The organism is Acidovorax sp. K2F (genome assembly GCF_025246485.1).
GTDB lineage: Bacteria > Pseudomonadota > Gammaproteobacteria > Burkholderiales > Burkholderiaceae_C > Acidovorax > Acidovorax delafieldii.
This window is the reverse complement of record NZ_JAOBSQ010000013.1, coordinates 16,890-42,285: the sequence shown is the minus strand read 5'-3', so window position 1 is coordinate 42,285 and position 25,396 is coordinate 16,890. Positions and strand designations below refer to the sequence as shown.

The 25,396-nt window shown below is 62.0% G+C and carries 29 protein-coding genes and 1 tRNA gene; 18 read left to right on the top strand and 12 right to left on the bottom strand.

Annotated elements, in window-relative coordinates:
• Positions 1–69: 69 nt before the first annotated feature.
• The 8 genes from N4G42_RS05550 to N4G42_RS05515 form a co-directional block, all read right to left on the bottom strand.
• Positions 70–312 (bottom strand): hypothetical protein, encoded by a 243-nt coding sequence (locus tag N4G42_RS05550; RefSeq protein WP_056060519.1) that lies wholly within the window; start codon positions 310–312, stop codon positions 70–72.
• 77 nt (positions 313–389) lie between these two features.
• Positions 390–602 carry a hypothetical protein gene (locus tag N4G42_RS05545; RefSeq protein WP_260666457.1) on the bottom strand — a complete coding sequence of 71 codons (213 nt, stop codon included), beginning with the start codon at positions 600–602 and terminating at the stop codon, positions 390–392.
• Positions 602–742, bottom strand: coding sequence for a hypothetical protein (locus tag N4G42_RS05540; protein WP_260666456.1), 141 nt, complete (start codon positions 740–742; stop codon positions 602–604). The genes N4G42_RS05545 and N4G42_RS05540 overlap by 1 nt, the downstream gene beginning before the upstream one ends.
• Complete coding sequence (locus N4G42_RS05535; RefSeq protein WP_056060512.1) at positions 735–953, bottom strand: hypothetical protein; 219 nt, start codon at positions 951–953, stop codon at positions 735–737. Before N4G42_RS05535 ends, N4G42_RS05540 begins: the two co-directional genes overlap by 8 nt.
• Before the next feature lie 16 nt (positions 954–969).
• Complete coding sequence (locus N4G42_RS05530; RefSeq protein ID WP_056060510.1) at positions 970–1,290, bottom strand: hypothetical protein; 321 nt, start codon at positions 1,288–1,290, stop codon at positions 970–972.
• Positions 1,291–1,316: 26 nt separating this feature from the next.
• Positions 1,317–2,540 (bottom strand): replication initiation factor domain-containing protein, encoded by a 1,224-nt coding sequence (locus N4G42_RS05525; RefSeq protein ID WP_260666455.1) that lies wholly within the window; start codon positions 2,538–2,540, stop codon positions 1,317–1,319.
• A gap of 253 nt (positions 2,541–2,793) precedes the next feature.
• A complete protein-coding gene (locus N4G42_RS05520; RefSeq protein WP_260666454.1) occupies positions 2,794–2,940 on the bottom strand; it encodes a hypothetical protein in 147 nt (48 codons plus the stop codon).
• Positions 2,937–3,104: a hypothetical protein gene (locus N4G42_RS05515; RefSeq protein WP_260666453.1), complete on the bottom strand. Its 168-nt coding sequence runs from the start codon at positions 3,102–3,104 to the stop codon at positions 2,937–2,939. The genes N4G42_RS05520 and N4G42_RS05515 overlap by 4 nt, the downstream gene beginning before the upstream one ends.
• A 129-nt stretch (positions 3,105–3,233) precedes the next feature.
• On the opposite strand from N4G42_RS05515, the gene N4G42_RS05510 reads away from it, so the two are divergent.
• Genes N4G42_RS05510 through rapZ form a run of 4 tightly spaced genes read left to right on the top strand, consistent with a single transcriptional unit; the run spans position 3,234 to position 6,984 of the window.
• Positions 3,234–3,497 carry a hypothetical protein gene (locus tag N4G42_RS05510; protein ID WP_260666452.1) on the top strand — a complete coding sequence of 88 codons (264 nt, stop codon included), beginning with the start codon at positions 3,234–3,236 and terminating at the stop codon, positions 3,495–3,497.
• 15 nt (positions 3,498–3,512) lie between these two features.
• Complete coding sequence (locus tag N4G42_RS05505) at positions 3,513–4,409, top strand: NAD kinase (RefSeq protein WP_056060503.1); 897 nt, start codon at positions 3,513–3,515, stop codon at positions 4,407–4,409.
• Positions 4,410–4,411: 2 nt separating this feature from the next.
• Positions 4,412–6,121 carry a DNA repair protein RecN gene (gene recN, locus N4G42_RS05500; protein ID WP_260666531.1) on the top strand — a complete coding sequence of 570 codons (1,710 nt, stop codon included), beginning with the start codon at positions 4,412–4,414 and terminating at the stop codon, positions 6,119–6,121.
• Complete coding sequence (gene rapZ / locus N4G42_RS05495; protein WP_056060499.1) at positions 6,121–6,984, top strand: RNase adapter RapZ; 864 nt, start codon at positions 6,121–6,123, stop codon at positions 6,982–6,984. Before recN ends, rapZ begins: the two co-directional genes overlap by 1 nt.
• Before the next feature lie 116 nt (positions 6,985–7,100).
• On the opposite strand, the gene mutY is transcribed toward rapZ, so the two are convergent.
• The 3 genes from mutY to mutM all read right to left on the bottom strand — a co-directional run bounded on the left by mutY (position 7,101) and on the right by mutM (position 11,046).
• Positions 7,101–8,171, bottom strand: coding sequence for an A/G-specific adenine glycosylase (mutY, locus tag N4G42_RS05490; RefSeq protein ID WP_260666450.1), 1,071 nt, complete (start codon positions 8,169–8,171; stop codon positions 7,101–7,103).
• The gene (locus N4G42_RS05485; RefSeq protein ID WP_260666449.1) at positions 8,168–10,129 is read right to left on the bottom strand and encodes a dynamin family protein; all 1,962 of its coding nucleotides are present in this window, start codon (positions 10,127–10,129) and stop codon (positions 8,168–8,170) included. The genes mutY and N4G42_RS05485 overlap by 4 nt, the downstream gene beginning before the upstream one ends.
• Before the next feature lie 101 nt (positions 10,130–10,230).
• Positions 10,231–11,046, bottom strand: coding sequence for a bifunctional DNA-formamidopyrimidine glycosylase/DNA-(apurinic or apyrimidinic site) lyase (gene mutM, locus N4G42_RS05480; RefSeq protein ID WP_056747316.1), 816 nt, complete (start codon positions 11,044–11,046; stop codon positions 10,231–10,233).
• Positions 11,047–11,075: 29 nt separating this feature from the next.
• Here mutM and N4G42_RS05475 point away from each other — a divergent pair, with 29 nt between their 5' ends.
• The 7 genes from N4G42_RS05475 (at position 11,076) to pth (ending at position 17,044) form a co-directional block, all read left to right on the top strand.
• Entirely contained in the window at positions 11,076–12,854 is a 1,779-nt protein-coding gene (locus tag N4G42_RS05475) for a tetratricopeptide repeat protein (RefSeq protein ID WP_260666448.1), read from the top strand.
• 110 nt (positions 12,855–12,964) lie between these two features.
• Positions 12,965–13,381, top strand: a complete 417-nt coding sequence (locus tag N4G42_RS05470) for a lipoprotein insertase outer membrane protein LolB (protein WP_108499518.1) — start codon at positions 12,965–12,967, stop codon at positions 13,379–13,381.
• A 70-nt stretch (positions 13,382–13,451) separates the two neighbouring features.
• Entirely contained in the window at positions 13,452–14,309 is an 858-nt protein-coding gene (ispE, locus tag N4G42_RS05465; RefSeq protein ID WP_260666447.1) for a 4-(cytidine 5'-diphospho)-2-C-methyl-D-erythritol kinase, read from the top strand.
• 30 nt (positions 14,310–14,339) lie between these two features.
• Positions 14,340–14,416: transfer RNA gene (locus N4G42_RS05460), tRNA-Gln, on the top strand.
• Between the two features lie 46 nt (positions 14,417–14,462).
• Entirely contained in the window at positions 14,463–15,437 is a 975-nt protein-coding gene (locus tag N4G42_RS05455; RefSeq protein WP_056060480.1) for a ribose-phosphate pyrophosphokinase, read from the top strand.
• A gap of 160 nt (positions 15,438–15,597) precedes the next feature.
• The gene (locus N4G42_RS05450) at positions 15,598–16,233 is read left to right on the top strand and encodes a 50S ribosomal protein L25/general stress protein Ctc (protein ID WP_056060476.1); all 636 of its coding nucleotides are present in this window, start codon (positions 15,598–15,600) and stop codon (positions 16,231–16,233) included.
• 202 nt (positions 16,234–16,435) lie between these two features.
• Complete coding sequence (gene pth, locus N4G42_RS05445) at positions 16,436–17,044, top strand: aminoacyl-tRNA hydrolase (protein ID WP_260666445.1); 609 nt, start codon at positions 16,436–16,438, stop codon at positions 17,042–17,044.
• Positions 17,045–17,145: 101 nt separating this feature from the next.
• On the opposite strand, the gene N4G42_RS05440 is transcribed toward pth, so the two are convergent.
• Positions 17,146–17,403 carry a YfhL family 4Fe-4S dicluster ferredoxin gene (locus tag N4G42_RS05440; protein ID WP_056060470.1) on the bottom strand — a complete coding sequence of 86 codons (258 nt, stop codon included), beginning with the start codon at positions 17,401–17,403 and terminating at the stop codon, positions 17,146–17,148.
• Between the two features lie 208 nt (positions 17,404–17,611).
• Between N4G42_RS05440 and N4G42_RS05435 the strand changes: the two genes are divergently transcribed.
• From N4G42_RS05435 to N4G42_RS05405, 7 genes are all read left to right on the top strand, one after another.
• Positions 17,612–18,574: an ABC transporter permease gene (locus N4G42_RS05435; RefSeq protein ID WP_260666444.1), complete on the top strand. Its 963-nt coding sequence runs from the start codon at positions 17,612–17,614 to the stop codon at positions 18,572–18,574.
• Positions 18,575–18,579: 5 nt separating this feature from the next.
• The gene (locus N4G42_RS05430; protein WP_260666443.1) at positions 18,580–19,458 is read left to right on the top strand and encodes an ABC transporter permease; all 879 of its coding nucleotides are present in this window, start codon (positions 18,580–18,582) and stop codon (positions 19,456–19,458) included.
• Between the two features lie 177 nt (positions 19,459–19,635).
• Positions 19,636–20,673 carry an ABC transporter ATP-binding protein gene (locus N4G42_RS05425; RefSeq protein ID WP_260666442.1) on the top strand — a complete coding sequence of 346 codons (1,038 nt, stop codon included), beginning with the start codon at positions 19,636–19,638 and terminating at the stop codon, positions 20,671–20,673.
• A complete protein-coding gene (locus tag N4G42_RS05420) occupies positions 20,670–21,551 on the top strand; it encodes an ATP-binding cassette domain-containing protein (RefSeq protein WP_260666441.1) in 882 nt (293 codons plus the stop codon). The genes N4G42_RS05425 and N4G42_RS05420 overlap by 4 nt, the downstream gene beginning before the upstream one ends.
• A 106-nt stretch (positions 21,552–21,657) precedes the next feature.
• A complete protein-coding gene (locus tag N4G42_RS05415) occupies positions 21,658–23,148 on the top strand; it encodes an ABC transporter substrate-binding protein (protein WP_056747308.1) in 1,491 nt (496 codons plus the stop codon).
• A gap of 130 nt (positions 23,149–23,278) precedes the next feature.
• Positions 23,279–24,682: an amidase gene (locus N4G42_RS05410; protein WP_260666440.1), complete on the top strand. Its 1,404-nt coding sequence runs from the start codon at positions 23,279–23,281 to the stop codon at positions 24,680–24,682.
• A gap of 105 nt (positions 24,683–24,787) precedes the next feature.
• The gene (locus N4G42_RS05405) at positions 24,788–25,396 is read left to right on the top strand and encodes a hypothetical protein (protein WP_015012762.1); all 609 of its coding nucleotides are present in this window, start codon (positions 24,788–24,790) and stop codon (positions 25,394–25,396) included.

The following is a 25,396-nucleotide window of genomic DNA, read 5'->3' as shown; positions in this document are numbered from 1 at the left end:
CATGCCGCCCAAGATGGCCATCAGGCCCCAGAACAGGACGACATGAGCGCCGATCAGCATGGGACCGCCTTAGACCTTGCGGATCACGCGCTTGGCAACGTCGGGACCCTTCATTGCCAGGGCGATGCCGACGATGATCAAACCGGCTGCGATTACAGCAGCCGTCGTACCGTCGAGGCCAATGGCTTCGAGCATCTGAACGATGGGATTGGTTGCGGTCTGGGCCATGGCGGAGCTAGCGCCGAGGGTTGCGACGGCGGCAACGACCAGAGCCTTGGAACCGTACTTTTGAGCTTGTTTGAAGAGACGCATTTGAGTTTCCTTTGAGTTGATGAAGTGATGCCGGTAATCGACACCGCGAAGCCGCGTGGGCTTGACGCTGGCGACTGCTAGAGCTTTTTGATGAGGCCGACGGCGAGAGAAAGACCCCAACCCAGCAAGAAGGAACCGAGAACGAACGCGAAACCCCAGGAGATGACGTAAAGCACGGTTGGGGCGTCTATGCCGAGCTGGGCGAGGTCCATCAGATCGGACATGGAAACCCACGCGGTGGAGGCTTCTGGGCAGGGGTTGGCCTCGGAGTAGCAGACAAGGAAGCGCATCACGCAAACCAGTCATCTGTGGGGGACGATTGGCCGCATTCAGGACAGCCACAAGCGCCTTCATCGCCTTCGACTTCTTGAACGTGGTCGTAGCCAATCAGGGCGCCGCACTTGGGGCACTCGAGTTCGATTTCATCCATGGGTTGGCTCCTGCTTTTTGTAGAGGTCATCGAGGTCGATGACCTGTGGCCGGTGAAATGGCTCGGTGTGGTCTTCGATGAGCTGCACACAGGTTTCGAGGTCTTCCACGATGGCGGCTTCGCAGAGCAACATGACCCATTCCGGTTGACCGTCCTCGAAAGACGGCGCAAGGAAAGCGCCTGTTGTGCGGGACTGGATCACGTTGCGCATGGCTCGGCTCTTGCGGTTACGCGGCCTTGGCCTGGGTAGCGGGTTTGATCGCCAGCAGCGTGAGCTTTGTGCTGTTGTCGGCACCGGCGACCACATCAAATTCGCAATCGCACATGACGCCAGTGATGGGCCATTTGCTTTTCAGGTGAGCCCACTTCTGGAACTCCGACGAGTCACCCAGCTTGAACGGACGTGTGACGACGCCGATGCTTTCGCCGCTGGAGCTTTGGCCCATGTCCACCGACAAGTGGAAGGTGGTGGAGTCGAAGGCGCGGCCTTCGTAGTCGCCCTTGCTGGACTTGATACCGTGCAACACGGCTTGGCTTTGCATACGCATTTTTGGGTTTCCTTGTGTGGCCTGGGTTAGTGGGCGTATGCGGTGTGGCCAGCACCGGAGCCCGAGATCTTTTTGAACATCTGCTGATAGATGCGCTCGACTTCGGAGCGCTTGAACTTGGACAGCCGACCGGGCAGCTCTGCGCAGTTCTCGATGAATTGCATGAGGGTTTCGCGGTCCATGTAGAGGAACGCGAGCGCGGCTGATTTGCCAGCGGTGGAGAAGAACCAACGGGCGTTGCGCGTGCACTCGGCCATGAGCGTTTCGAGCGGCAGGCGCGGTTCTGTTTTGATGGGCTCAGGCAATGCGATAGCGCCGTGTTCAGCCAACATCAGGGCATGCCAATCGCTGGCACCTGCGAAGAAGTCGGCAGGCCTGCGGAGAATGTCCGTAGGGAGCAGGCGCTTTTGGTTTCCATAGCGCAACTCGATGCGTTGCCAGCCGGTGGCGTCCTGTTTGCCGTAGAGCTGCACGCCCTTGTCATAGACGTTGGTTTGCTTGCCTGCGGCCTTGCTGCCGAAGTAGAAGGAGCGACCCACACCACCAGCGCGCCATGCGCCCACACAGTTGTGTTCGGGCCGGTGGCCGTAGTGGTCCATGGCTCCGGCGTCGTAGTCGCTTGCAACGCGGTCCATACCACCGCTGATGCCGTCGAAGAAGTCCAAGGCCAGATCGCAGCGCGTGACCAGGGCGCGGTGTTCGTCCATGTAGTCGGCCATGCGTGGTGCCCAGCCTGGGGCAGCAAACGTGCAGGCGACGCCGTACAGGTTGCAATGGATGGTCTTTGACTGGGCGCGCTGCCGTGGGCTTTCGCCGGAGGCGAGGAAGCCGACCCAGCCGCATTCATTGCCAGCGCGCAGGATGCTCCAGCGGTGGCGGTAGAAGTCATGGCCCTTCTTGAGTTCAGGGTCCACGGTGAAGCCTTCACCGAGGATTGCGCACACGTTGTTGGCGAGCTCAAGCGCTTGTGTGCTGGCGGCAAAGTCCGGGTCTGGAATGTCGCGCAGCAGGTTGCATAGCTTGGCGCGGCGGCGGTCGTCTTCGCTCAGTTGATGCTCTGACCGGAGGTCGAATTCCGATGCCTGGGCGGGCGGGAAAAGATGCTCAACCGTGGGGATGGGAGCGAACCGCAGATTGACCGTGAAGCGGAGCCAATCGACATGAACGGGTGAGCCGGTTTGGACGCGTTCCGCTTGCAAACGGAGCTTGACCTCATTGCCCTCTAGAACGAGTGATGTGGGGTGGGTCATGCTGCGCCCCCTGGAAAGTTGTCCCCGTGATTACCATCGGGGACCGAAGCTGTCTGAGGTGCTACGCACCCCCCAAAATTGATAGCAGAAGGCGCTACGCGCACGGCCACTTCCCCGCGGGGCGGGGCCCCTTCTGCCGTGCGCTGCGCCGCCAGTGCGCCAATACGACGGGCGTGGTCTTCAAGCGGGCGATTGGGGAAGAGGTCAAGAAAGGCCGCGATGTGCAGCCACTGCGAGAGGTTGCGGGGGCGGGTCATTTTTCCGCTCCAGTGGTTGGGCGAACCAATCTCAGGGCAAAAGAAACCACGGCCAATAGACCAAATACAGCGACAAAAACCAGCATTGCGCAGCCGAGAACGAAATGAGCGAGGTTCAAGGCCTCTACAGCTTGATAGCTCATACCGAGTGCCCCTTGATCTCGATACGCGACCAGCGCAACAAGGAGGTAGAGACCTTGACGTAAGAGCGGGTGCACACCCCCAGCGCAGGCGCTGCAGGAGCCGCCACAGCGCGTGCAGCGCCTTTGGTGGCTGGGGGTGTGCGAAAAGGTGGCGTGGCGTTCATGGCGGCTCCGGATATGCTTACATCACGTAAGCGATACGGAGTTTCGCGATGACTACACCTTGTAGTCAACCCTTTTGATACGATGCCCTCAACCTGTAGGCATGACTACAACATGTAGGAGTCCCCAATATGCAATCGACAATGAATCTGCTAGAGGCTGCGCTTTCAACACAGCCAGCGCCCTACTGGACGGACAAATTGAAGTTATCTAGGAGTGCGCTGCACACTGCAAAAACTCGCGGGCACCTGAGCCCAGCGATTGCTGGAGCGCTGGCGGAAGAACTCGGCCAGGACGTAAAAACTTGGATAGTGGTTGCCGCTCTGGAATCAGAGCGCGACAGCGCTTGCAAGACGCGGATGATGAAGCGCGTCGCAAAGCTCACATCTGTTTAATGATGTAATTTCGCGATGACGTCCAATTTCCGCCATGTCGCACTTATAGGCAAGTACCAGACTTCAGCTGCAGGCGCCCCCGGTGATGGCTCTCGCCGGGCTTTGGAGGATATTGCGCATTTCTTGGAGCGCCAGGGATGTGAGGTGGTGCTGGAAGCGGAGACCGCCAGCAATACCGGATTGACACACTACCCTTCCTTGAATGTAGACCAAATCGGTGCACGGTGCGATTTGGGGCTGGTGGTGGGGGGGGATGGAACGATGCTCGGCATTGGCCGACGCTTGGCGCGCTTTGGAACGCCGCTGATCGGCATCAACCAGGGCCGGCTCGGATTCATCACCGACATTCCCTTCGACACCTATCAGACCACATTGCCACCGATGCTGCGAGGTGCCTACGAAGAAGACCAGCGGCCTTTGATGCATGCAACAGTCGTTCGCGATGAACGTGTGGTGTTTGAGGCCTTAGCCATGAACGATGTGGTGGTCAACCGTGGTGCGACGTCGGGCATGGTGGAATTGCGTGTCGAAGTTGGTGGGCAGTTTGTGGCCAATCAAAGGGCCGACGGCCTCATCATTGCCTCCCCCACCGGATCGACCGCATATTCGTTGTCTGCGGGCGGGCCCATGCTTCACCCATCCATCCCGGGCTGGGTGTTGGTTCCTATAGCGCCACATACGCTGTCCAACCGCCCTATCGTGCTCTCCGATGCGACTGAAGTGGCTGTCGAAGTGGTGAGCGGGCGCGATGTCAGCGCGAACTTTGACATGCAATCCCTTGCGTCCTTGCTGCATGGCGACCGCATCCTCGTCAAACGCTCTGAGCACCGCGTGCGATTTTTACACCCTCAAGGCTGGAACTACTTCGCGACTTTGCGCAAGAAGCTGCGCTGGAACGAAGGGGGCTCATGACCATGGCACTGCGGCGGATAACCCTGCGGGATTTTGTGATCGTTCAAACGCTGGAACTTGACTTGCGCAGCGGCTTTACCGTGTTGACCGGTGAAACCGGGGCGGGCAAGTCCATCCTGATTGACGCATTGCAACTGGCACTGGGGGCTCGCGCAGATGCCGGGGTAGTACGGGAAGGAAGCAGCAAAACTGACGTTTGCGCAGAATTCGAATGCCCTGCTCATGCCCGCCCATGGCTGGAAGAAGCCGGGTTTGAAACCGATGACTGGCTGCTACTGCGCCGCACCGTAGACACACAGGGCAAGAGCCGCGGTTGGATCAATGGGACACCAGCGACAGCTTCACAGTTACGTGCCTTGGGCGAGATGCTTCTCGACATCCATGGTCAGCACGCATGGCAAAGCCTGACCCGCCCAGGGTCGGTGCGCGGCTTGCTGGACGCTTTTGCCGGTGTGAATACCCGCGATACAGCATCACGTTGGACGCAATGGCGCGCTGACCTCAAGGCACTGCAGCAGGCACGCGCAGCACAGGCAACGCTTCAGCAAGAGCGCGAGCGCCTGCAGTGGCAAATCAGCGAAGTGGACAAACTCGCGCCAGGCGACCTGGAGTGGGAGGATCTTGACACGCAACACAAGCGCCTATCGCACGCGCAGGCGTTGCTGGATGGGGCCCATGGAGCGCTTCAAGTTTTGCAAGAAGACGACGCGGGAGCCGTTTCCGCACTGACCCACGCACATTCGCTGCTTCAGGCGCAAGAACACATTGAGCCAGAGTTCGCCAATCTGGCCGATATCCTGGCGTCGAGTCTGGCGCAGACGACAGACGTGGTGCATTCTCTGCACACCTATTTACGCCATGCGGACATTGACCCCCAACGTTTGGCAGAACTGGACGAACGCATGTCCTTGTGGATGGGACTGGCTCGCAGGTACAAACGCCCTCCTGCGGAACTGCCCGCTCTGCTCAAGGACTGGAAAGCATCCATGCGCCAGCTTGATGCCGCCACCGATCTGGGAAAGCTGCAAGCCAACGAATCCGCCAGCGCCAAGGCGTACCATGCGGCGGCGCGCGCACTGTCTCTAGCTCGCGCCAAAGCAGCACCCAAGCTCTCCGTGTCCATCTCTCAGGCCATGCAAGGTCTCGGGATGGAGGGCGGCAAATTCGAGGTGTCAGTGACGAAGGCGTCGGAGCCCTCTCCAGACGGGATCGATGATGTCGTGTTTTTGGTGGCAGGACACCCCGGCATGACCCCCAAGGCGGTCGGCAAAGTCGCCTCCGGCGGGGAGTTGTCCCGCATTTCGCTGGCTATCGCAGTCACAACCAGTGAATTGGGCTCAGCCCCCACACTCATTTTTGACGAGGTGGACTCCGGCGTGGGTGGCGCAGTCGCCGAAACCGTGGGACGTCTAATGCAGCAGCTGGGACGCGACCGCCAGGTGCTGGCAGTAACTCACCTGCCCCAAGTAGCCGCATGTGCGCATCACCACCTCAAGGTGGCAAAAAACAAAAGCGCTCAAGGCACAACCAGCACCGTGCTGGTCGTGCAGCAAGACGAGCGTGTGGCAGAAATCGCCCGCATGCTGGGTGGGGAGCGCGCTACCGAAACCACGCTGGCGCACGCGCGTGAAATGCTGGGTACTGCGGCACCGGCATTGGTCGCTACGCCTATCCCACCCGCCCCCTCCTCTAACGCCGCTAGGAAACGCTGATGGCCCTTGAAATTGTTGTCATCACGGGCATGTCGGGATCTGGAAAATCCGTCGCCTTGCACGCACTGGAAGATGCTGGCTACTACTGCGTAGACAACCTGCCGCCGGAGCTACTGCCAGCCTTCGTAGCGCTCGAACACAAACACCATGGCAACCGCGTAGCCATTGCAGTGGATGTCCGCAGCGCAACGTCCTTGCATCAAGTGCCTCAAGAGTTGAGCCGTTTGCGCAGTCAGGGCGTGGCCGTCAAATCCCTTTTTCTGGATGCCACGATTGATACTCTGGTGCGGCGTTTCTCCGAGACGCGCCGCCGCCATCCCCTGTCGCACGACGACCTCCAGCAAGGACGCAGGGCCTTAGTTCAGATCATTGAGCTGGAGCGGGAGTTGCTGGCTGAACTGCGCGAACAGTCACACGTGATCGACACCAGCACCATCCGCGCCTCCCAGTTGCAAAGTTATGTCAAAGGCCTGATGTCCACTGCGCAAGGGCAATTGACCTTGGTTTTCCAGTCATTTGCGTTCAAACGCGGTATTCCCATGGATGCCGACTACGTCTTCGACGTCCGCATGCTGCCCAACCCACACTATGAGATCGCGCTCCGGGACCTCACAGGACTGGACCAGCCGGTGGCTGACTTTCTGGACCTGCAACCCGAGGTGGACCTGATGCGGGCCCACATTGAAAAATTTTTAGCACACTGGCTGGACATGCTGGATCGCAATCACCGAAGCTACGTCACCGTAGCCATCGGCTGCACCGGTGGACAACACCGCTCTGTCTATTTGGTGGAGAAACTGGCGCAAGCGTTCAGCGACCGATGGACTGCATTGAAGCGGCATCGTGAACTGGATGGGCGCTGACCATTGCCTTCACAAGCGAGCTCTTGGAGCCGAACTTCTGGGGAACAAGTTGTGGAGCTTGGCGCCAGCGAAACGAGACGAGCCCCCTGCGACTGAGAGAGCGCCCCCGTTTGAGTTCACCATAGCGAAGATTGCGTGGTGTCCAGCAACTTACGAATGGGCGCTGGCAACCCCACCAAGGACCACTGATCTGGCCCCAGCCACTCTCCGCCCTCCACAGGAGGCACCATTCCGTCGGTCTGTATCAACAACGGGTGAAGATGCAAGTCCCGGTGCGTGAGGACATGCACAAATGGCTGCAGCTCTTGCTGCGCATACTGCCCATTGCTACCCAAAGCACTCACAAAAACATCCCGCGACTCCAGGTCAGCGAACACGGGCACGCAGTGCATTCCCGCCCAGATCCCAGTGGGTGGGCGGCGTTGCAGCCAGATGCGACCCTTGCCATCGCGCAGGATCGCCAATTGCCAGGATTCAGCCCGGCGTGACAGTTTGCGGGTTCTGACGGGATAGCGTTCAGGATCCCCCTCCTCGAAAGCTGCGCAATCGCCCACCAAAGGGCAATCGGAACATTTTGGAGAGCGGGGTGTGCACAGGGACGCCCCCAAGTCCATCAAGCCCTGGGTGTAACGGGGCATCGCCACATCAAGATCGCGCACTGGCAACAGCGCATCGGCATGCTCCCATAGAAGGCGTTCGTTCTTGGCAGAAGCCAGATCTTGGCCAAAGCCCAGCAGGCGCGTGAGCACCCTCCGCACGTTGGCATCCAGAATGGGCACGCGCTCTGAAAAACAAAACGCGGCAATAGCGCCTGCGGTTGAACGCCCAATGCCCGGCAAAGACGCCAACAGCGACGCCTTTCGCGGGAAGGCGCCACCATGGTCGGTCATGATCTGCTGAGCGCAGCGATGGAGATTGCGTGCACGACTGTAGTAGCCCAAACCACTCCACAAGCCCAGGACCTCATCTTGAGGGGCTGCCGCCAGGGCACTCACATCAGGAAATCGGCCCAAAAAGCGGGCGTAGTAGTCCAGCACAGTGGTGACCTGGGTCTGCTGCAACATGATCTCCGACAGCCAAACCCGGTATGGATCGCGGGTCTGTTGCCAGGGCAGATGGTTGCGCCCGTGTACAGCTTGCCAAGCGACTACCCGCGCGGCCACACCCTCCCGGGATTCAGCACTCATGCGGAAACCGGATGCGCGTCAGTCAATGCCGGTGCAGCCCCTGGCAGAGCCACCAACTTGGAAGTCAGCTCATGCAACTTGTTCTCCAACTGGCCGAGTTCCTCCTCACCAGCCTCGATCTCCGAGATGCGCTCCACCAAGCCGCTGGCAGCCTGTTGTATGCGGTCTACGGCCTCCATGCGGCGAGCAAAGCTGCGACGCCGTTCTCGCAGCTGTGCGTCCAATTGCGCAGTGGCTGATTTGCTCCACAGTTCCAGATCATTGGCCGCTGACTCGTACACCGTGCGCAAACGCATGGCCAGCGCGCGCACCAGGCGCTCCGCAAACTCGGGTTGCGCCAACTTGAGAGCATTGCCCATACCCAGGTACTGCAAATGACTCTGCTCGATCTGGTGCAGGTCTTGCGCAAAGTGTTCAAGCTGCGGCGGCGTGGGCACCTGCAAAGAAAAACCGAACTCTGCATTGAGCTGCCTGAAGGTCCCGCTGAGCATGGCCTGAATCTCGGTACCAGAGGCTTGCGCCTTGTCCAAGGTGCCGCGCAGTTTGTCAAAGGTCTGGACGTATATTTTCTTCACGCCCAGCTTGAGCCCCTTTTGCTGCAGTGTCTGGGCCAGCTCGGCCAGCTCTGCTTTGAGCGCCTTGGCGCCCAACTGCTGAAAAACGTCACGCAGCAACTTGAGGTGAACCGCACGCACCGCCTGGATCTTGGCAGTGCTGAGATCAAACTCACGCTGCTCCTGCTCAATGCGATGGCGCATGGATTCGATCACCGATGCGTTCTTGCCCCTGAGACTGCGCAACTCGGCCATTTGGTCATCGAGGTCGCGGCGTCGGATATTGATGACCCGCGACGTTTCTGTACGCAGGCTCGCCACCCCCGCCGCTACCGCGGCGCGCAGTATGGACTGCCGTCTGCCCATGATGCCTTTGGCAAGGGCCTCTTCCAACGCTGGCAGTCCACTGGTTTCCAGCAAAACGTCGTCCGCAGTGATCTTGGCCACCAAGCCTTTTTGCGCAGACACAGGCACCACACGGTCCAGAGACACGCCGAGCATCTCGGCGGAAGTCGCGCACTGGCGCTCCATCTGCGCCTGGACCTGCTCGGCGGTGTTGAGCGTATCCCAGAGGGTGTCGATCTTGTTCAGCACCACCAAACGCGCTTCCATGCTCTCGGGCGAGATGGCCAGGTGCTCGCGCCAGATCGACAGGTCAGAGCGCGTCACGCCGGTGTCCGCACTCAGGATGAACACCACTGCATGTGCCTGGGGGATGAGGTTGACCGTCAGCTCGGGCTCTGCACCCACTGCGTTCAGGCCAGGCGTATCCAGAATCACCAAACCCTGCTTCAAGAGCGGATGGGGAATATTGATGATGGCGTGGCGCCACATGGGCACCTCTACCAAGCCCTGCGCGTCAGGCACAGGGTTTTCATCTGTCAGATCGTCATGCCAGAAACCCAGCGCACGCGCATTGTCCAGACTGACCTTGCGAACCTCGGCCACTTTTTCCAGTGCTTTGGCAATCTGGTCTGCGTTGCCAACATCCAGCGGGATCTCCTGCCAACGGTCGGTTTTGACCCGCCACTCCGCCAGGCTCTGCATCTGAAGTCGAGTCTCAATGGGCAATAGCCGCAAGCTGGGTGCAACATTCGCGTCGTACCCCAGTTCGGTGGGGCACATGGTCGTGCGGCCCGCACTGGCAGGCATGATGCGGCGACCATAGTCAGCAAAAAAGATCGCGTTGATCAGTTCGGATTTTCCACGCGAAAACTCCGCCACAAAAGCCACCATGACCTTGTCGCTGCGTACCTGCTCTTCCAGCCGCTGCAGGCGCTCTTGCACTGCTGCATCCATCAGGTCGTGCGCGGCCATCCAATCGGCCAGCCGCTTGAGCTGCTGGGCGAACTCCCGTCGCCAGACGCCATGCTGGTCAAACTGTTCGTTGAATGAAGGTCCCACTTTGCTCCCAGAGATCTATGGATGGCCCGCGAGGCAGGTATATACAAAATATAGCATCGACCGTCCGCCAGCTGTCACAAACCGTCCATCGGCGGCAGCATCTATGGGCGCTGGCACTGGCGGCAGAAGTAAGTGCTTCTCTGTCCCTGGCGAATCAGCTCGATGGCTGTACCGCACACATGGCAAGGCTGACCATCGCGGCCATACACGTTCGCGGCCGTCTGAAAGTGGCCAGCCATTCCTTCGGCATTCGAAAAATCGCGCAGCGTGCTACCGCCCATCTCCACAGCGCGGGCCAGCACCGAGCGAATGGCCTGATGCAGCTTATGTACTCGTGCCGGACCAATGCGTGATGCAACGGTAGTAGGACGGATGCCAGACAAAAAAAGCACCTCAGAGGCGTAGATATTCCCGACCCCCACAACCACGCGCCCCGCCAGAAGCAACTGCTTGATAGGCATCCGGCTTTTCTTGAGTCCTGCCTGAAAAGTCGGAAGTAGAAACTCCTCAGACAAGGGCTCCATACCTAAGCCGCCCAGCAATTTGGCGGCTACCGGCGAGTTCTCTGATGGCGCATAGACCACCGCACCAAATCGTCGCGGGTCATGCAGGCGCAGCGTGCCCCGGTCGGTGACAAGGTCAAAGTGGTCATGCACCCCCGCTTCTGGCATATCTGAAGCAAAACGCAGGCTACCCGACATCCCCAAATGCAGAAGCAGAACGCCTTGGTTCATATCGAGCAACAGATACTTGCCCCGCCGGCGCAATCCGACCACTTGTTGGCCTCCCAGCAACTGGGGGTCACAACCCAGAGGCCACCGCAGGGGCTTACCCATCATCACAGCCTCGATCCGGGCTCCAGCGATCGCGGTAGCAAAACTGCGCCGCGTCACTTCCACTTCAGGCAACTCAGGCATACAAACAACCGGGCAACGGCTTAACAGGCATGGATTATTATGGCCCGATGGTGTTATCCCACAGCTTTCGTACCGTCGCCTTGGTCACCGTGATTGCGGCGTCCGCCCACTCAGCTTGGGCCCAAAGGCCCGCCGGTGAAAGCCGCCCCCCGAGCGAGCCCCCACCGGTAGAGTCCAACCCCGCGTTGGACGCAGAGCTCTTCTACGAAATCTTTCTGGGCGAGATCAGTGCACGAACCGGGGACCCAGGCGCAGGCTACGCGTTCATGCTGGAGGCTGCCCGCCGAAGCGCTGACGGGCAGCTCTACCAAAGGGCTGCAGACATTGCCTTGCAATCACGATCAGGCGAATACGCCCTGGCTGCAGCCCGAGCCTGGAAGGAAGCCCTGCCCCAGTCGCGCGAGGCCAATCAGTATGTGCTACAGATCCTGATCGCATTGAACCGCATCGCAGAAACACCAGAATTGCTGCGCCAGGAACTCGCACAAGCCGCTCCTAGGACCAAGGCGTCAACGCTGGCATCTTTGCCACAACTGTATGGACGCGCGAGTGACAAAGCGCTGGCCGCCAAGGTGGTGGAACAGGCCCTGGTCAATGAACTCACCAACCCTGCCACCGGACCCGAGGCCTGGGTGTCGCTGGGCCGATTGAGGCTTGCAGCGGGCGACAAGGCCGGTGCGCTCGACGCAGCACGCAGGGCACAGGGTCTGGACAATGCCAGCGAAAGCGCGGCCCGGCTGGCGCTGGAGCTGATGGACGAAGGCCTGCTAGACGCAGAGCCCATCGTGACGCAAACGCTGTCCAAACAGCCCATCCCAGCCCTGCGCATGGCGTACGCCAGGGTATTGCTGGGCCTTCAGCGCTACCCAGAGGCCAGTCGCCAGTTGGAGACGGTCACCAAGGAAAAGCCTGACCTGGCAGAGGCGTGGTTGGTGGCCGCCACCTTGCAGTACCAGGACAACCGCCTGCCTGCCGCAGAGGCATCGCTGCAACGGTTTATGGAACTGGCATCTGCATCTGGTGACACCGACCTGCGGCGAAAGAGCCTCACGCAAGCGTACCTGCTGCACGCGCAGATTGCCGAGAAAAAGAAAGACTTTGCAGGCGCAGAAGCTTGGCTCGCACGGATCGACAACGCAGAGGAAGTCTTTGGTGCGCAGACGCGCCGCGCATCATTGCTGGCACGCCAGGGCAAGCTCGCCCAGGCGCGGGCCTTGTTGCGCAACCTGCCAGGCAATTCAGCAGACAGCCAACGCATGAAGCTGATGGCCGAAGTGCAACTGTTACGCGACCAGCGCCTGTACCAGGAAGCCTACAAGGTACAAGTCGAACTGGTGGCCCTGGCCCCGGACGACGCCGAGCTGGTCTACGACCAGGCCATGCTGGCAGAAAAGGCGGGCCAGCCAGACACGATGGAGAAGCTGTTGCGTCAGGTGATCGCACGCCAGCCAGAGTACCACCACGCCTACAACGCCCTTGGCTATTCGCTCGCAGACCGCGGAGTGCGGCTGGACGAGGCCAAACAGCTCATCCTGAAGGCATTGGAATTCGCCCCCAACGATCCCTTCATCCTAGACAGCCTTGGCTGGGTGGAGTTTCGCCTGGGCAACAAGGCAGACGCCCGCAAACACCTCGAAGTAGCCTTCAAGGCACGGCCTGATGTGGAGATTGCTGCACATCTGGGTGAGGTGCTCTGGAGCATGGGCGACAGGGACGGTGCAACACGCGTCTGGAAAGAAGGTCAGCGTGCCAGTCCTGATAATGACACCCTCAAAGAGACCCTGAAACGCCTCGGGGCCTCCCTCTGATGCCGGGCCTTCTCAGAGCCACTTCAAACAGTCGGCTACGGACTCTCCCTCACCGGTGGGCATGGTGGCTGGTGTTGTGGGCGCTGTGGCTTGCAGGTTGTGCGCAGCCAATGGCCACAGCCCCCACGGACGAAGACAGCTGGAGTGGGCGCATTGCCCTTCAGATCGACGGGCAGGCCTCGCAGTCTTTTTCTGCCATGTTCGAGCTGCGCGGCACCGCCCAGGCGGGTGGACTCGTTTTGCTCAGCCCCTTCGGCAATCGCATTGCGCAACTCGACTGGAAAGATGGTCACGCGCAGCTGCTTAGCGGTCAGGACACCCGCACCTCTGATTCCCTGGACACGCTGCTCCAGGACGTGACCGGCACTCGCATTCCCGTGACCGCCTTGTTCAGCTGGCTCAAGGGCACCCAGGCCAGTGCGACGGGGTGGCAAGCAGACCTTACCGGCATTGCAGACGGGCGGCTGACGGCACGCCGCAGCGACCCGCAGCCTACCGCCACGCTGCGCATTGCGCTGACTCCCTGACGGCCTGCAAACTGCTGCGGCCAGCAGAGCCGTTCGCACAGCAAAACCTCGCTCCCCACTCTTTCGCCCCATGCAAGCCTTGTATGACGTGCCAGCCCCGGCCAAGCTCAATCTTTTTTTGCACATCACCGGACGGCGTGCTGACGGCTATCACCTGCTGCAGTCCGTGTTCATGCTTGTGGACTGGTGCGACACCCTGCACTTCCACCGCCGCACGGATGGATTGATTTCGCGGGAAGACCTGTCCACAGCGCTGCCCGAAGTGGACCTCTCGGTCCGCGCTGCACATGCACTGCAGGCTGCAACGGGCTGCAGCGAGGGCGCTCACATTGGCGTTCTGAAACGCGTGCCGGCACAGGCAGGCATGGGAGGCGGCTCTTCAGATGCCGCCACCACGCTGCTGGCATTGAACCGGCTGTGGGGGCTGAACCTGCCAAGACACGCATTGGCAAAGATCGGTTTGCAGCTGGGCGCTGACGTTCCGTTTTTTTTATGCGGCCACAACGCTTGGGTGGAGGGAATTGGTGAGACAATCACGCCGCTTGAGAAAGTGCACCAGCTACCGCAAGCGAGCTTTGTGATCGTGAAGCCCGCAGCAGGTTTGGAGACAAAAGAAATTTTTTCGTCACCAAGTTTGAAACGCGATTCAGATAGTGCTACAATCTTAGGCTTTGCTGCAGCACACTTTGACTTCGGTCGAAACGACTTGCAGCCAGTTGCTCAGGCTCTTTGCCCCGATGTTTTGCAAGCCATTGAATGGCTCAAAGATCGCGGCCTCAAAGGCAGAATGACAGGCTCAGGCAGTGCGGTGTTTGCGCATATGTCACACGCAGTTGACTTGAGCGGAGCCCCCGAGGGCTGGCAAGTGAAGGCATGTGAAAATCTGATGATTCATCCTCTGGCAGGTTGGGCGTCAGGAGAAATTTAAGGTTGGTTGCCCTCGGCAATTGACCTGTGTAGGGGAGTCGCCAAGCTGGTTAAGGCACCGGATTTTGATTCCGGCATGCGAAGGTTCGAATCCTTCTTCCCCTGCCAAACGCTTTCCGCGTACGGGCTTTTATTTCAGACTGCTGGGACGCTCATGCAAGCCAACCACCCCGACTTCATGGTTTTCACCGGCAATGCCAATCCTGGCATGGCAGCTGAAATTGCCCAACACCTCGGCACCACCCTCGGTGCGGCTGACGTGGGTCGCTTCTCTGACGGTGAAGTCACCGTCGAAATCAAACAAAACGTGCGCGCACGTGATGTTTTCGTGGTGCAGTCCACCTGCGCACCCACCAACGAAAACCTCATGGAACTGCTGATCATGGTCGATGCGCTCAAGCGCGCGTCGGCTGAGCGCATCAGCGCCGTGATTCCTTATTTCGGTTACGCCCGCCAGGACCGCCGCCCCCGCTCCACCCGTGTGCCCATCACGGCCAAGGTGGTGGCCAACATGCTGCAAGCCGTGGGCGTGGCCCGCGTGCTGACCATGGACCTGCACGCTGACCAGATTCAGGGCTTCTTCGATATTCCCGTGGACAACATCTATGCGTCGCCGGTGCTGCTGGGCGACCTGCGCCAGAAGAACTACGAAGACCTGATCGTCGTCTCCCCCGACGTGGGCGGCGTGGTGCGCGCACGCGCCCTGGCCAAGCAACTGAACTGCGATCTGGCCATCATCGACAAGCGCCGTCCTAAGGCCAACGTGTCGGAAGTGATGCACGTGATCGGCGAGATCGAAGGCCGCAACTGCGTGATCATGGACGACATGATCGACACCGCCGGCACGCTGGTGAAGGCTGCCGAAGTGCTCAAGGAGCGCGGTGCCAAGAAGGTGTACGCCTACTGCACGCACCCCATTTTCTCGGGTCCTGCCATCGAACGCATCGCCAAGGGCACAGCCCTCGATGAAGTCGTGGTGACCAACACCATCCCGCTGAGCGACAACGCCAAGGGATGTTCCAAGATTCGCCAACTCTCCGTGGCCCCGCTGATCGCCGAAACGATCCAGCGCATTGCCAAGGGTGAGTCGGTCATGAGTCTGTTCTCGGACCAGGACAACCTGTTCTGACACGCTCCCCCGGGAGCGTTGCAGTCGGATTGCACGCAGGCCTCCTTCGGGAGGCTTGTCTGTTCGAGAGCAATGCGCAGGCCTGCCGCCATGAAGGCGTCACAGGTCTTTTTTAATCGGGGTACGACTGGTCGCGGTCCACCCTTTTCAGGAGCTAACTATGAACTTCGTCGCTTTTGAGCGCGCCAAGCAGGGTACGGGTGCGAGCCGCCGTCTGCGTAATTCGGGCAAGACGCCTGGCATCGTGTACGGTGGTGCTACCGAGCCACAACTGATCGAGGTGGACCACAACGCACTGTGGCACGCCCTCAAGAAGGAAGCGTTCCACTCCAGCGTGCTGGACATGGAAGTGGCTGGCGCCACGTCCAAGGTTGTGCTGCGTGACGTGCAATACCACCCCTACAAGCAACTGGTGCTGCACATCGACTTCCAGCGCGTGGACGACAAGACCAAGCTGCACCTGAAGGTGCCACTGCACTACAGCGGTGCAGAAGAGTCCAACGCCGTCAAGGTGGACAAGTGCATGGTCAACCCGATCGTGAACGAACTGGACGTGACCTGCATGCCTTCGGACCTGCCCGAATTCATCGCTGTGGACCTGTCCAAGCTGGAAAAGGGTGCTTCCCTGCACCTGAAGGACATCAAGCTGCCCAAGGGCGTGGTGGCCAAGGTCCGTGGTGGCCAGAACAACAACCCCGTGCTGGTGTCCGTGGTGCCTCCAGTCGTGGTCGTCGAGACCCCTGCTGAAGCCGCTCCTGCTGCCGATGCCAAGGGCAAGGGCAAGGGCAAGAAGTAATTCGCCGGTCAACGACCTCGATCACTTCACCCGGTCAACCCGCTTTGCGGTGTTGACCACGAAACGGCCCACCTTGCGTGGGCCGTTTTCATTGGTGTGGCGCACTTTGCACGCCGCACCTCTCTCTCGCCGACTGCATCCTCAGGCAGCGGCAGCAATGCTGACGGCCTTTCTCCACCCCCAGCCACCGATAATCCCGCACATGATCAAGCTGTTTGTAGGCCTGGGAAACCCCGGGCCAGACTACGAGGACACGCGGCACAACGCCGGCTTCTGGTGGATTAATGCCCTGGCGCGCGAACTCAAGACCACGCTGGTGCCCGAGCGCAGTTACCACGGCCTGGTGGCACGCACCACGGTGCATGGCCAGAACGTGTGGCTGCTGGAGCCGCAGACCTTCATGAACCTCTCGGGCAAGTCCGTGGCCTCGCTGGCGCGCTTTTTCAAGATCCTGCCCGAGGAAATCCTGGTGGTGCACGACGAACTGGACATTGCACCGGGCCAGGTCAAGCTCAAGCGCGGCGGCAGCCATGCGGGGCACAACGGCCTGCGTGACATCCACGGACAGCTGGGCTCGCCCGACTACTGGCGCCTGCGCATCGGCATCGGCCATCCGGGCGTCAAAAGCGAAGTCGCCAACTGGGTGCTCAAGAAGCCGTCGCCAGACCAGCGCACGCTGATCGAGGACAGCATCGCCCACTCGCTCAAGGCCTACCCCGCTCTGTTGGCGGGGGACATGGAAAAGGCCACGCTGCTCATCCACACCACCAAACCGCCCCGCCCCAAGCCCCCTCGGCCTGTGGAGGACTGAGGGGCCACCAGTCCATCCAGCCGTTGTGCTATGGGTATTGCTATTTATTCAATAGCACCCAAGGCATGACCTACTAGCGCAAGCTGTCGATTTGGCTCAAATTACGTCGGTGTGGACGCCTGCAGCCGCTGGAACTTCTGCCACAGGGTTTCGCGGCTTTCCACGTGCTGCGGGTTCACGGGAATGCAGGCCACAGGGCAGACCTGCACACACTGGGGCTCGTCGAAATGCCCTACACATTCTGTGCACTTGTTCGGGTCGATTTCGTAGATCTCCTGCCCCAGGTAGATCGCCTGGTTGGGGCACTCGGGCTCGCACACATCGCAGTTGATGCACTCGTCCGTGATCATCAGCGCCATACAGCCTCCCAGTGCACAGGGCCAAAAACAGGGGCAACGGAGCGAGCGGCGCAGTTCATGCTCCGTATTATCCCGCGCCGGTGGCATGTGCCTTGCGTGCCACACTGCAACCCACCACCGCTGACGGGGACGTTTTTACCGTTATGCTGTGTATACACATTAATTTTGACGCCCCTGCGTCTGACCCACCTGCCAACGCACCCCACCCATGGGCCTGTTTTTTCTCAAGCGGTTTGTCACCCTCCTGGCCACGTTGATTGGCGCCTCCATCGTCGTGTTCCTGGTGCTGGAAATCCTGCCGGGCAATGCCGCGCAGATTCTGATGGGTCCCGATGCCTCTCCCGATGCGGTGGCGGCTCTGGCCACCAAGCTGGGTCTGGACCAGCCCGCCAGCCTGCGCTACTGGCAATGGGTGAGCGGCCTGGTGGTGGGCAACATGGGCGACAGCTACGCCTACAGCTCGCCCGTGCTCGACCTAGTGGTGGAGCGCCTGGCGCTTACCGTGCCGTTGGCCCTGATGGCCATGGTGATCACCACGGTGCTGGCATTGGCCGCCGGTGTGTACGCCGCGGCGCGCCACAACAAGCTGGGTGACGTGGGCGTGATGGGCCTGGCGCAGATCGGCATTGCCATCCCCAACTTCTGGTTCGCCATCCTGCTGATCCTGCTGTTCTCGGTGAAGCTTCAGTGGTTCTCGGCCGGCGGCTTTCCGGGCTGGACGGAAGACGCTGGCGGCAGCCCGCTAGAAGCCCTCAAAGCCCTGCTGCTGCCCGCCATTGCGCTGGCTGTGGTGCAGGCTGCCATCCTCGCGCGCATCACCCGCTCGGCCGTGCTGGAGGTGCTGCGTGAAGACTTTGTACGCACGGCCCGCGCCAAAGGTCTCACGCAGCGCGCAGCGCTGTGGGGCCATGTGCTGCGCAACGCCATGATCCCGGTGGTCACCGTGATGGGGCTGCAATTCGCCAACCTGCTGGCGGGCACCATCGTGGTCGAGAACGTGTTCTATCTGCCCGGCCTCGGGCGCCTGATCTTCCAGTCCATCTCCAACCGCGACCTGATCGTGGTGCGCAATTGCGTGATGCTGCTCGCCGCCATGGTGGTGATCGTGAACTTCGTCGTGGACATCCTCTACGCCGTGATCGACCCCCGCGTGAAGGCTTCCGACATCTGATCCCCATGAGCGCCGCCGTGTCCACCCTCTCCTCTTCCACACCCTCCGCCCCCGGCTGGCTGCACCGCGCGCTGCGCCACCGCAGTTTTGTCATCGGTGCGGTGTTGTCGGCGCTGCTGATCCTTGCTGCGCTGCTCTCTTTTGTCTGGACGCCTTGGTCGCCCTACGAGATGGACCTGGCCAACAAGCTGGCGAGTCCCTCCGGCACCCACTGGCTGGGCACGGATGCCTTTGGCCGCGACGTAGCCTCGCTGCTGCTGGTGGGCGCCCGCAACTCCATCCTGGTGGGCGTGATCGCGGTAGGCATCGGCCTCACCATCGGCACGGCCCTGGGCCTGCTGGCCGCCGCCAAGCGCGGCTGGGTGGAAGAACTGATCATGCGGCTGGCAGACTTCACGTTCGCCTTCCCCGCCATCCTCTCAGCCATCATGATGACGGCGGTGTTTGGTGCAGGCATAGTGAATTCCATCATCGCCATCGGCATCTTCAACATCCCGACGTTCGCACGCGTCACGCGCGCATCGGCCAACGCCGTGTGGTCGCGCGAATACATCCTGGCCTCACGTGCCTGCGGCAAAGGCAGCTGGCACATCACGCTGGAACACGTGCTGCCCAACATCCTGTCGGTGCTCATCGTGCAGGCCACCATCCAGTTCGCCATCGCCATCCTGGCCGAGGCCGCCCTGTCGTACCTGGGCCTGGGCACCCAGCCGCCCCAGCCCTCCTGGGGCCGCATGCTCAGCGAGGCACAGACGCTGATGTTCCAGGCCCCGCTGCTGGCGGTGTGGCCCGGCATGGCGATTGCGCTGGCGGTACTGGGGCTGAATCTGCTGGGCGACGGGCTGCGCGATTTGCTCGACCCCCGCCTCTCCAGAAAAAGATGACACCCCCTGAGTCGCTTCGCGCCTTCCCCCTCTCTCGCATTGCTGCGCAATGCGGGAGGGGGACACCCCCAGTGCGGCGGGACGGCCCTTGCACGGGGGCGCTGGCTTGGGTCGCGCCAGTTTCACAGACCCGTTTAGCTGAGATGAAATTACTGCGAACGATGACGATCCTCTGCCATGCCTTTGCTTGAAGTCTCCAACCTCCGCATCCGCCTGCAGACGCACCGGGGCCCCGCCGATGCCGTGCGCGGCGTGAGCTTTTCGCTGGCGCGCGGTGAAACCCTGGGCCTGATCGGTGAGTCCGGCTGCGGCAAGTCCATCACCGCCATGTCGCTCATGGGCCTGCTGCCCGAGAGTGCACAGGTCACCGGCAGCATCCGCTTTGATGGGCAAGAGCTGGTGGGCCGCACCGATGCACAGATGTGCAAGATGCGCGGCAACCGCATTGGCATGGTGTTCCAGGAGCCCATGACGGCCCTGAACCCCGTGCACACCATTGGCCGCCAGGTGGCGGAGCCGCTGCGCCTGCACCGGGGCATGAATGCAGCAGCCGCACGCACCGAAGCGATTGCCTTGCTGGACCGCGTGGGCATCCCCAACGCCGCACAGCGCTTTGACGCCTACCCGCACCAGTTCTCGGGCGGGCAGCGCCAGCGCATCACCATTGCGATGGCGCTGGCCTGCGGGCCCGACCTGCTGATTGCCGACGAGCCCACGACGGCGCTGGACGTGACCATCCAGCAGCAGATCCTGGACCTCATCAGCGACCTGGTGGCCGAGCGCAACATGGCGCTGATCCTCATCTCGCACGACCTGGGTGTGATCTCGCAGAACGTGGACCGCATGATGGTGATGTACGGCGGCAGCGTGGTCGAAAGCGGCTCCACCGCCTCGGTCTTTTCGGCCATGGCGCACCCCTACACACGCGGGCTTTTCGCCGCCCGGCCCCACCTGGGTGCGGTGCACGCGCCCGGCCAGCGCCCTCGCCTCTCCACCATTCCGGGCACGGTGCCCGAACTGGTGGACCTGCCCGCCGGCTGCCCTTTTGCGGGGCGCTGCAGCTACACGGTGGATGACTGCCATCACAAACAACCCGAGGCCACGCTGGTGGCCACCGATGCCGACGGCGAGCACCTGGTGCGCTGCCTGCGGCGCGAGGCCATTGCCGAGGCGCAGAGTGCGGACGTTGTGAACATCATCGGGGTGGCTGCATGACCCAGGCACCCCACACCACCGTTGCGCCAGCCACCGCGCCACTGCTCCAGGTGACCGACCTGGTGCGCGAATACACACTACCCCGCGAGCACCTGTTTCGCCCCCCGGGCAAGGTGCATGCGCTCAACGGCGTGAACTTCTCGATTGCCTCTGGCCGCAGCCTCGGCATCGTCGGCGAATCGGGCTCGGGCAAGTCCACCCTGGCACGGCTGGTGATGGCGCTGGATACCCCCACCTCCGGCACGGTCGAGCTGCTGGGCCGCAACCTGCACCAGTTGCCCGCTGAGCAGCTGCGCCAGGCGCGGCGCGACTTTCAGATGGTGTTCCAGGACCCGTATGGATCGCTGGACCCGCGCCAGACGGTCGAGCGCATCGTGACCGAGCCCCTGCAGGCGCAAGGCCAGACCACGCGCGCCGAGCAGCGCGAGCAGGCCGCCCAGGTGCTATCGCAAGTGGGCCTGCGCACCAACGACCTGGGCAAGTACCCGCACGAATTTTCGGGCGGCCAACGCCAGCGCATTGCCATTGCACGCGCCCTCATCACCCGGCCGCGCCTCATCGTGGCCGACGAGCCCGTGAGCGCGCTCGACGTGTCGGTACAGGCCCAGGTGCTGAACCTGATGCAAGACCTGCAGCAGCAGTTCGGCATCACCTACATGCTCATCAGCCATGACCTCGCGGTGGTCAACCACCTGTGCGACGAGGTGGTGGTGCTGTACCAGGGCCGCATCGTGGAGCGCGGCTCGCCGGGCGAGCTGTTCCGCAACGCGCAGCACCCGTACACACAGTCGCTGGTGGGCGCCGTGCCGCAGGTGTTGCCCGGCCGTGCTCGGGCGCGCCGTGCGGCAGCCGCTGCGGCAACGGCAAAAACCGCATAACCACATGCAGGTGTGATGGTGTAAAAAGCTTCTTTCCTCCCCGGTAACAAATTGCACCGGGGGTCTTTATGGTTGTTGTCTGGTTTTTTGTCTGGAGAGTCCGAACATGCTGAACCGCCGTACCGTCCTTGCCACTGGCGCCATCGCCGCTGTGCCCTTGACCACCTCGCTTGGCGCCCTGGCGCAAGGCCGCAAAGATGCGGTGACGCTGGCGATGACGCTGGAACCCCCAGGCCTGGACCCCACCGCCGGTGCGGCATCTGCCATCGCCGAGATCGTTCAGTACAACATCTTCGAGACGCTCACCAAGATCAACCCCGACGGCAGCGTGTCGCCCCTGCTGGCCGAAAGCTGGGAGGTCTCGCCCGACCTCAAGACCTACACCTTCAAGCTGCGCCGTGGCGTGAAGTTCCAGAACGGCGAGCCCTTCACCGCTGCGGCCGTGAAGTTCTCGTACGACCGCGCAGGCGGCGAGAAGAGCACCAACAAGGACAAGCGCACCTTTGCCGGCATCACCACCCAGGTGGTGGACGACTACACCGTGGTGCTGCTCAACAAGGAGATCGACCCCGACCTGCTGTTCGTGCTGGGCCAGGCCACCTCCATCATCGTGGAGCCCAAGAGCGCCGACACCAACGCCAACAAGCCCGTGGGCACCGGCCCCTACCAGCTGCAGGCCTGGAACAAGGGCTCTTCAGTCGTGCTGACCGCCTGGGACGGCTACCGCGACGCCAAGGCCATCAAGATCAAGCGCGCGACCTTCCGCTTTATCTCCGACCCAGCCGCCCAGGTGGCCGCCCTGCTGGCGGGCGACGTGGACGCATTCCCCCGCGTCACGCCGCGCAGCGTGGCGCAGTTCAAGGCCAACCCCAAGTTCCAAGTGGTGGTCAGCGGCTCGCGCGCCAAAACCATCGTGGCCATCAATAACGGCAAGAAGCCGCTGGACGACGTGCGCGTGCGCCGCGCCATTGCCGCAGCCATTGACCGCAAGGCCGTGATCGAAGGCGCGGGCGACGGCTACGGCGCACCCATCGGCAGCCACTACGTGCCCGGCGCGTTTGGCTATGTAGACACCACGGGCGTGAACCCCTACGACCCCGAGAAGGCCAAGAAGCTGCTGGCCGAGGCCGGCATCAAGACTCCGCTGGAGCTGACCATGACGCTGCCCCCCACGCCTTACGCCCGCCAGGGCGGCGAGGTGGTGGCTGCCCAGCTGGCCAAGGTCGGCATCATCGCCAAGATCCAGAACGTGGAATGGGCGCAGTGGCTCAGCGGCACCTACGGCAGCAAGAACTACGACCTGACCATCATCAGCCACGTGGAGCCCTTTGACCTGGGCAACTTTGCCAAGCCCGACTACTACTGGGCCTACAACTCGCCCAAGTTCAACGACCTGTTCAGCCAGATCAAGAACGCCGCCCGCCCCGCCGACCGCGCCAAGCTGCTGGGCGATGCGCAGCGCCTGCTGGCCAACGATGCGGTGCACGCCTTCTTGTACTCCAACCAGTGGATCACGGTGGCCAACAAGAACCTCAAGGGCCTGTGGAAAGACATGCCCGTGTTCGTGAACGACATCTCCGCGCTGTCCTGGTCCTGACCGCCACGCGCCGTAACGCGGCGCGTGCAGGAGTCAAGACTCCTAAAACAATAGCTGCCAGCGCTTTATCCAGTAGCGCTTGCAGCCTTTTTTATTGATAAACATCGCTACGGCGACCACCCACCCCGCCATGACCGAACTGCACGACCTGCCCGCCCACGACCTGATTGCCGCCTACCGCCAGCGCAAGCTGTCACCGGTCGAGGTCACGCAGTCCGTGCTGGCCCACATTGAACGGTGGGAGCCCCACATCAAAGCCACCTACCTGCTGCGCCCCGAGGCCGCCCTGGCCCAGGCCCGTGCCTCCGAGGCCCGCTGGCTGCGCGGCGAGCCCAAGGGGCTGCTCGACGGCGTGCCCAGCACCATCAAGGAAAATATCTCCACCGAAGGCGACCCCACCCCGCTGGGCACGGCCGCCGTTGAGCTGGTGCCCACCGCAGCCGATGCGCCGCCCGCCGCCCGTATGCGCGAGGCAGGTGCCGTCATCGTCGCCAAGACCACCATGCCCGACTACGGCATGCTGTCCTCCGGTCTGAGCACCTTTCACCCGCTGTCGCGCAACCCCTGGGACGTGAGCAAGGGCCCGGGCGGCTCCAGCGCCGGCGGTGGCGCGGCGGCCGCTGCGGGCTATGGCCCGCTGCACATCGGCACCGACATTGGTGGCTCGCTGCGCCTGCCCGCCAGCTGGTGCGGCATCTTCAGCCTCAAGCCCAGCCTGGGCCGTATCCCGATTGACCCGCCTTACACCGGCCGCGCCGCCGGCCCCATGACCCGCACCGTGGCCGACGCCGCGCTGATGATGCAGGTGCTGAGCCAGCCCGACGCGCGCGACAGCATGAGCCTGCCCTACCAGGACATCGCCTGGAGCCAGTTCAACAAGGGCGCCGAGCGCCTGCGCGGCCTGCGCATCGGTCTGCTGCTGGATGCAGGCTGCGGCCTGCCCGTGGAGCCCGAAGTGAAGGCCGCCATCGAGCACGCGGCCCGCCTCATGGAAAGCGCAGGCGCCACCATCGTGCCCATGCAGCCCTTCATGACGCAGGCCATGCTCGACGGCATGGACCATTTCTGGCGCATGCGCTCGCACACCGACCTGCAGGCCCTGCCTGCCGCGCGGCGCGACAAGGTACTGCCCTACATCCGCACCTGGGCCGACAGTGCCGCCGGCATGAGCGGCACCGAGGTCTTCACCGCCAGCCACCAGTTCCACCTGACCCGGGTGAACACGGTCAAGGCCTGCAGCGCGTTCGACTACGTGATCTCGCCCGTGGCGCCCAACGTCGCCTTCCAGGCCGAGCTGCCCTCGCCCACCAACGACCCGCTGCGCCCGCTGGAACACATCGGCTTTACCGTGCCATTCAACATGTCCGAGCAACCTGCGGCCTCGGTCAACTGCGGCTACACCCGCGCTGGTTTGCCCATCGGCCTGCAGATTGCGGGCGCGCGTTTTGACGACCTGGGCGTGCTGCAGGTGGCGCACGCGTTCGAGCTGATCCGCGAACCCCAGCGGGCATGGCCCCAGCCGCCTGCGGCATAACCCTGCATCTGTCGTGCGTTGTTGTTGGTAACCTTGGGGGAATACGCTCTGACGCTGGCACCACCGCTGGAGCCCCCACCTCACAAACCACCATCCCACCACCGCATGGACATCATCATCCTGGCGATCCTCATCGCCACCGGCACCTTCATGCTCAACGCCAAAGAGCAGCGCAAGCGCATTGCGCTGCTGGGCAAACACCTGGCCAACTACCAGATCGAAAAGCTGATGGAGGCGCTGACCGACGGCTACCTGCGCGCCCTGGGTGAAAGCACCGACGAGCGCCGCAGCCAGATATGGAGCCTGCTGAGTACCACCGAGTCGCAACTGAGCGAGCAGTTCAGCCGCTTTGCGGCCGATTTTGCCAAGGTGGACGAAGCCCACGCGCGCGTCAGCCGGCTCTCCGTGCCGATCCCGTTTGCCGACAAGCTGCTGCCCGCCATGACCTTTGACGTGCGTCGTGCGCTTGCCATCCACGCGCGCGGCATTGCCCATGTGGTGCAGAACACCAGCCACCTGTCGCCCAAAGACCGCGCCTACATGATGACGGCCGAGCTGTTTCTGATGCAGCACACCTGCCACTGGTACTGCAAGTCCAAAACGGTGGCCAGCGCCCGCATGCTGGCGCGGCACCAGACACCGCACGAACAGCTCGTCGCTTCCGTTTCAGCCGAAACCCGCAACGCCTACCTGACCTTGATCAACGGCGGCTGA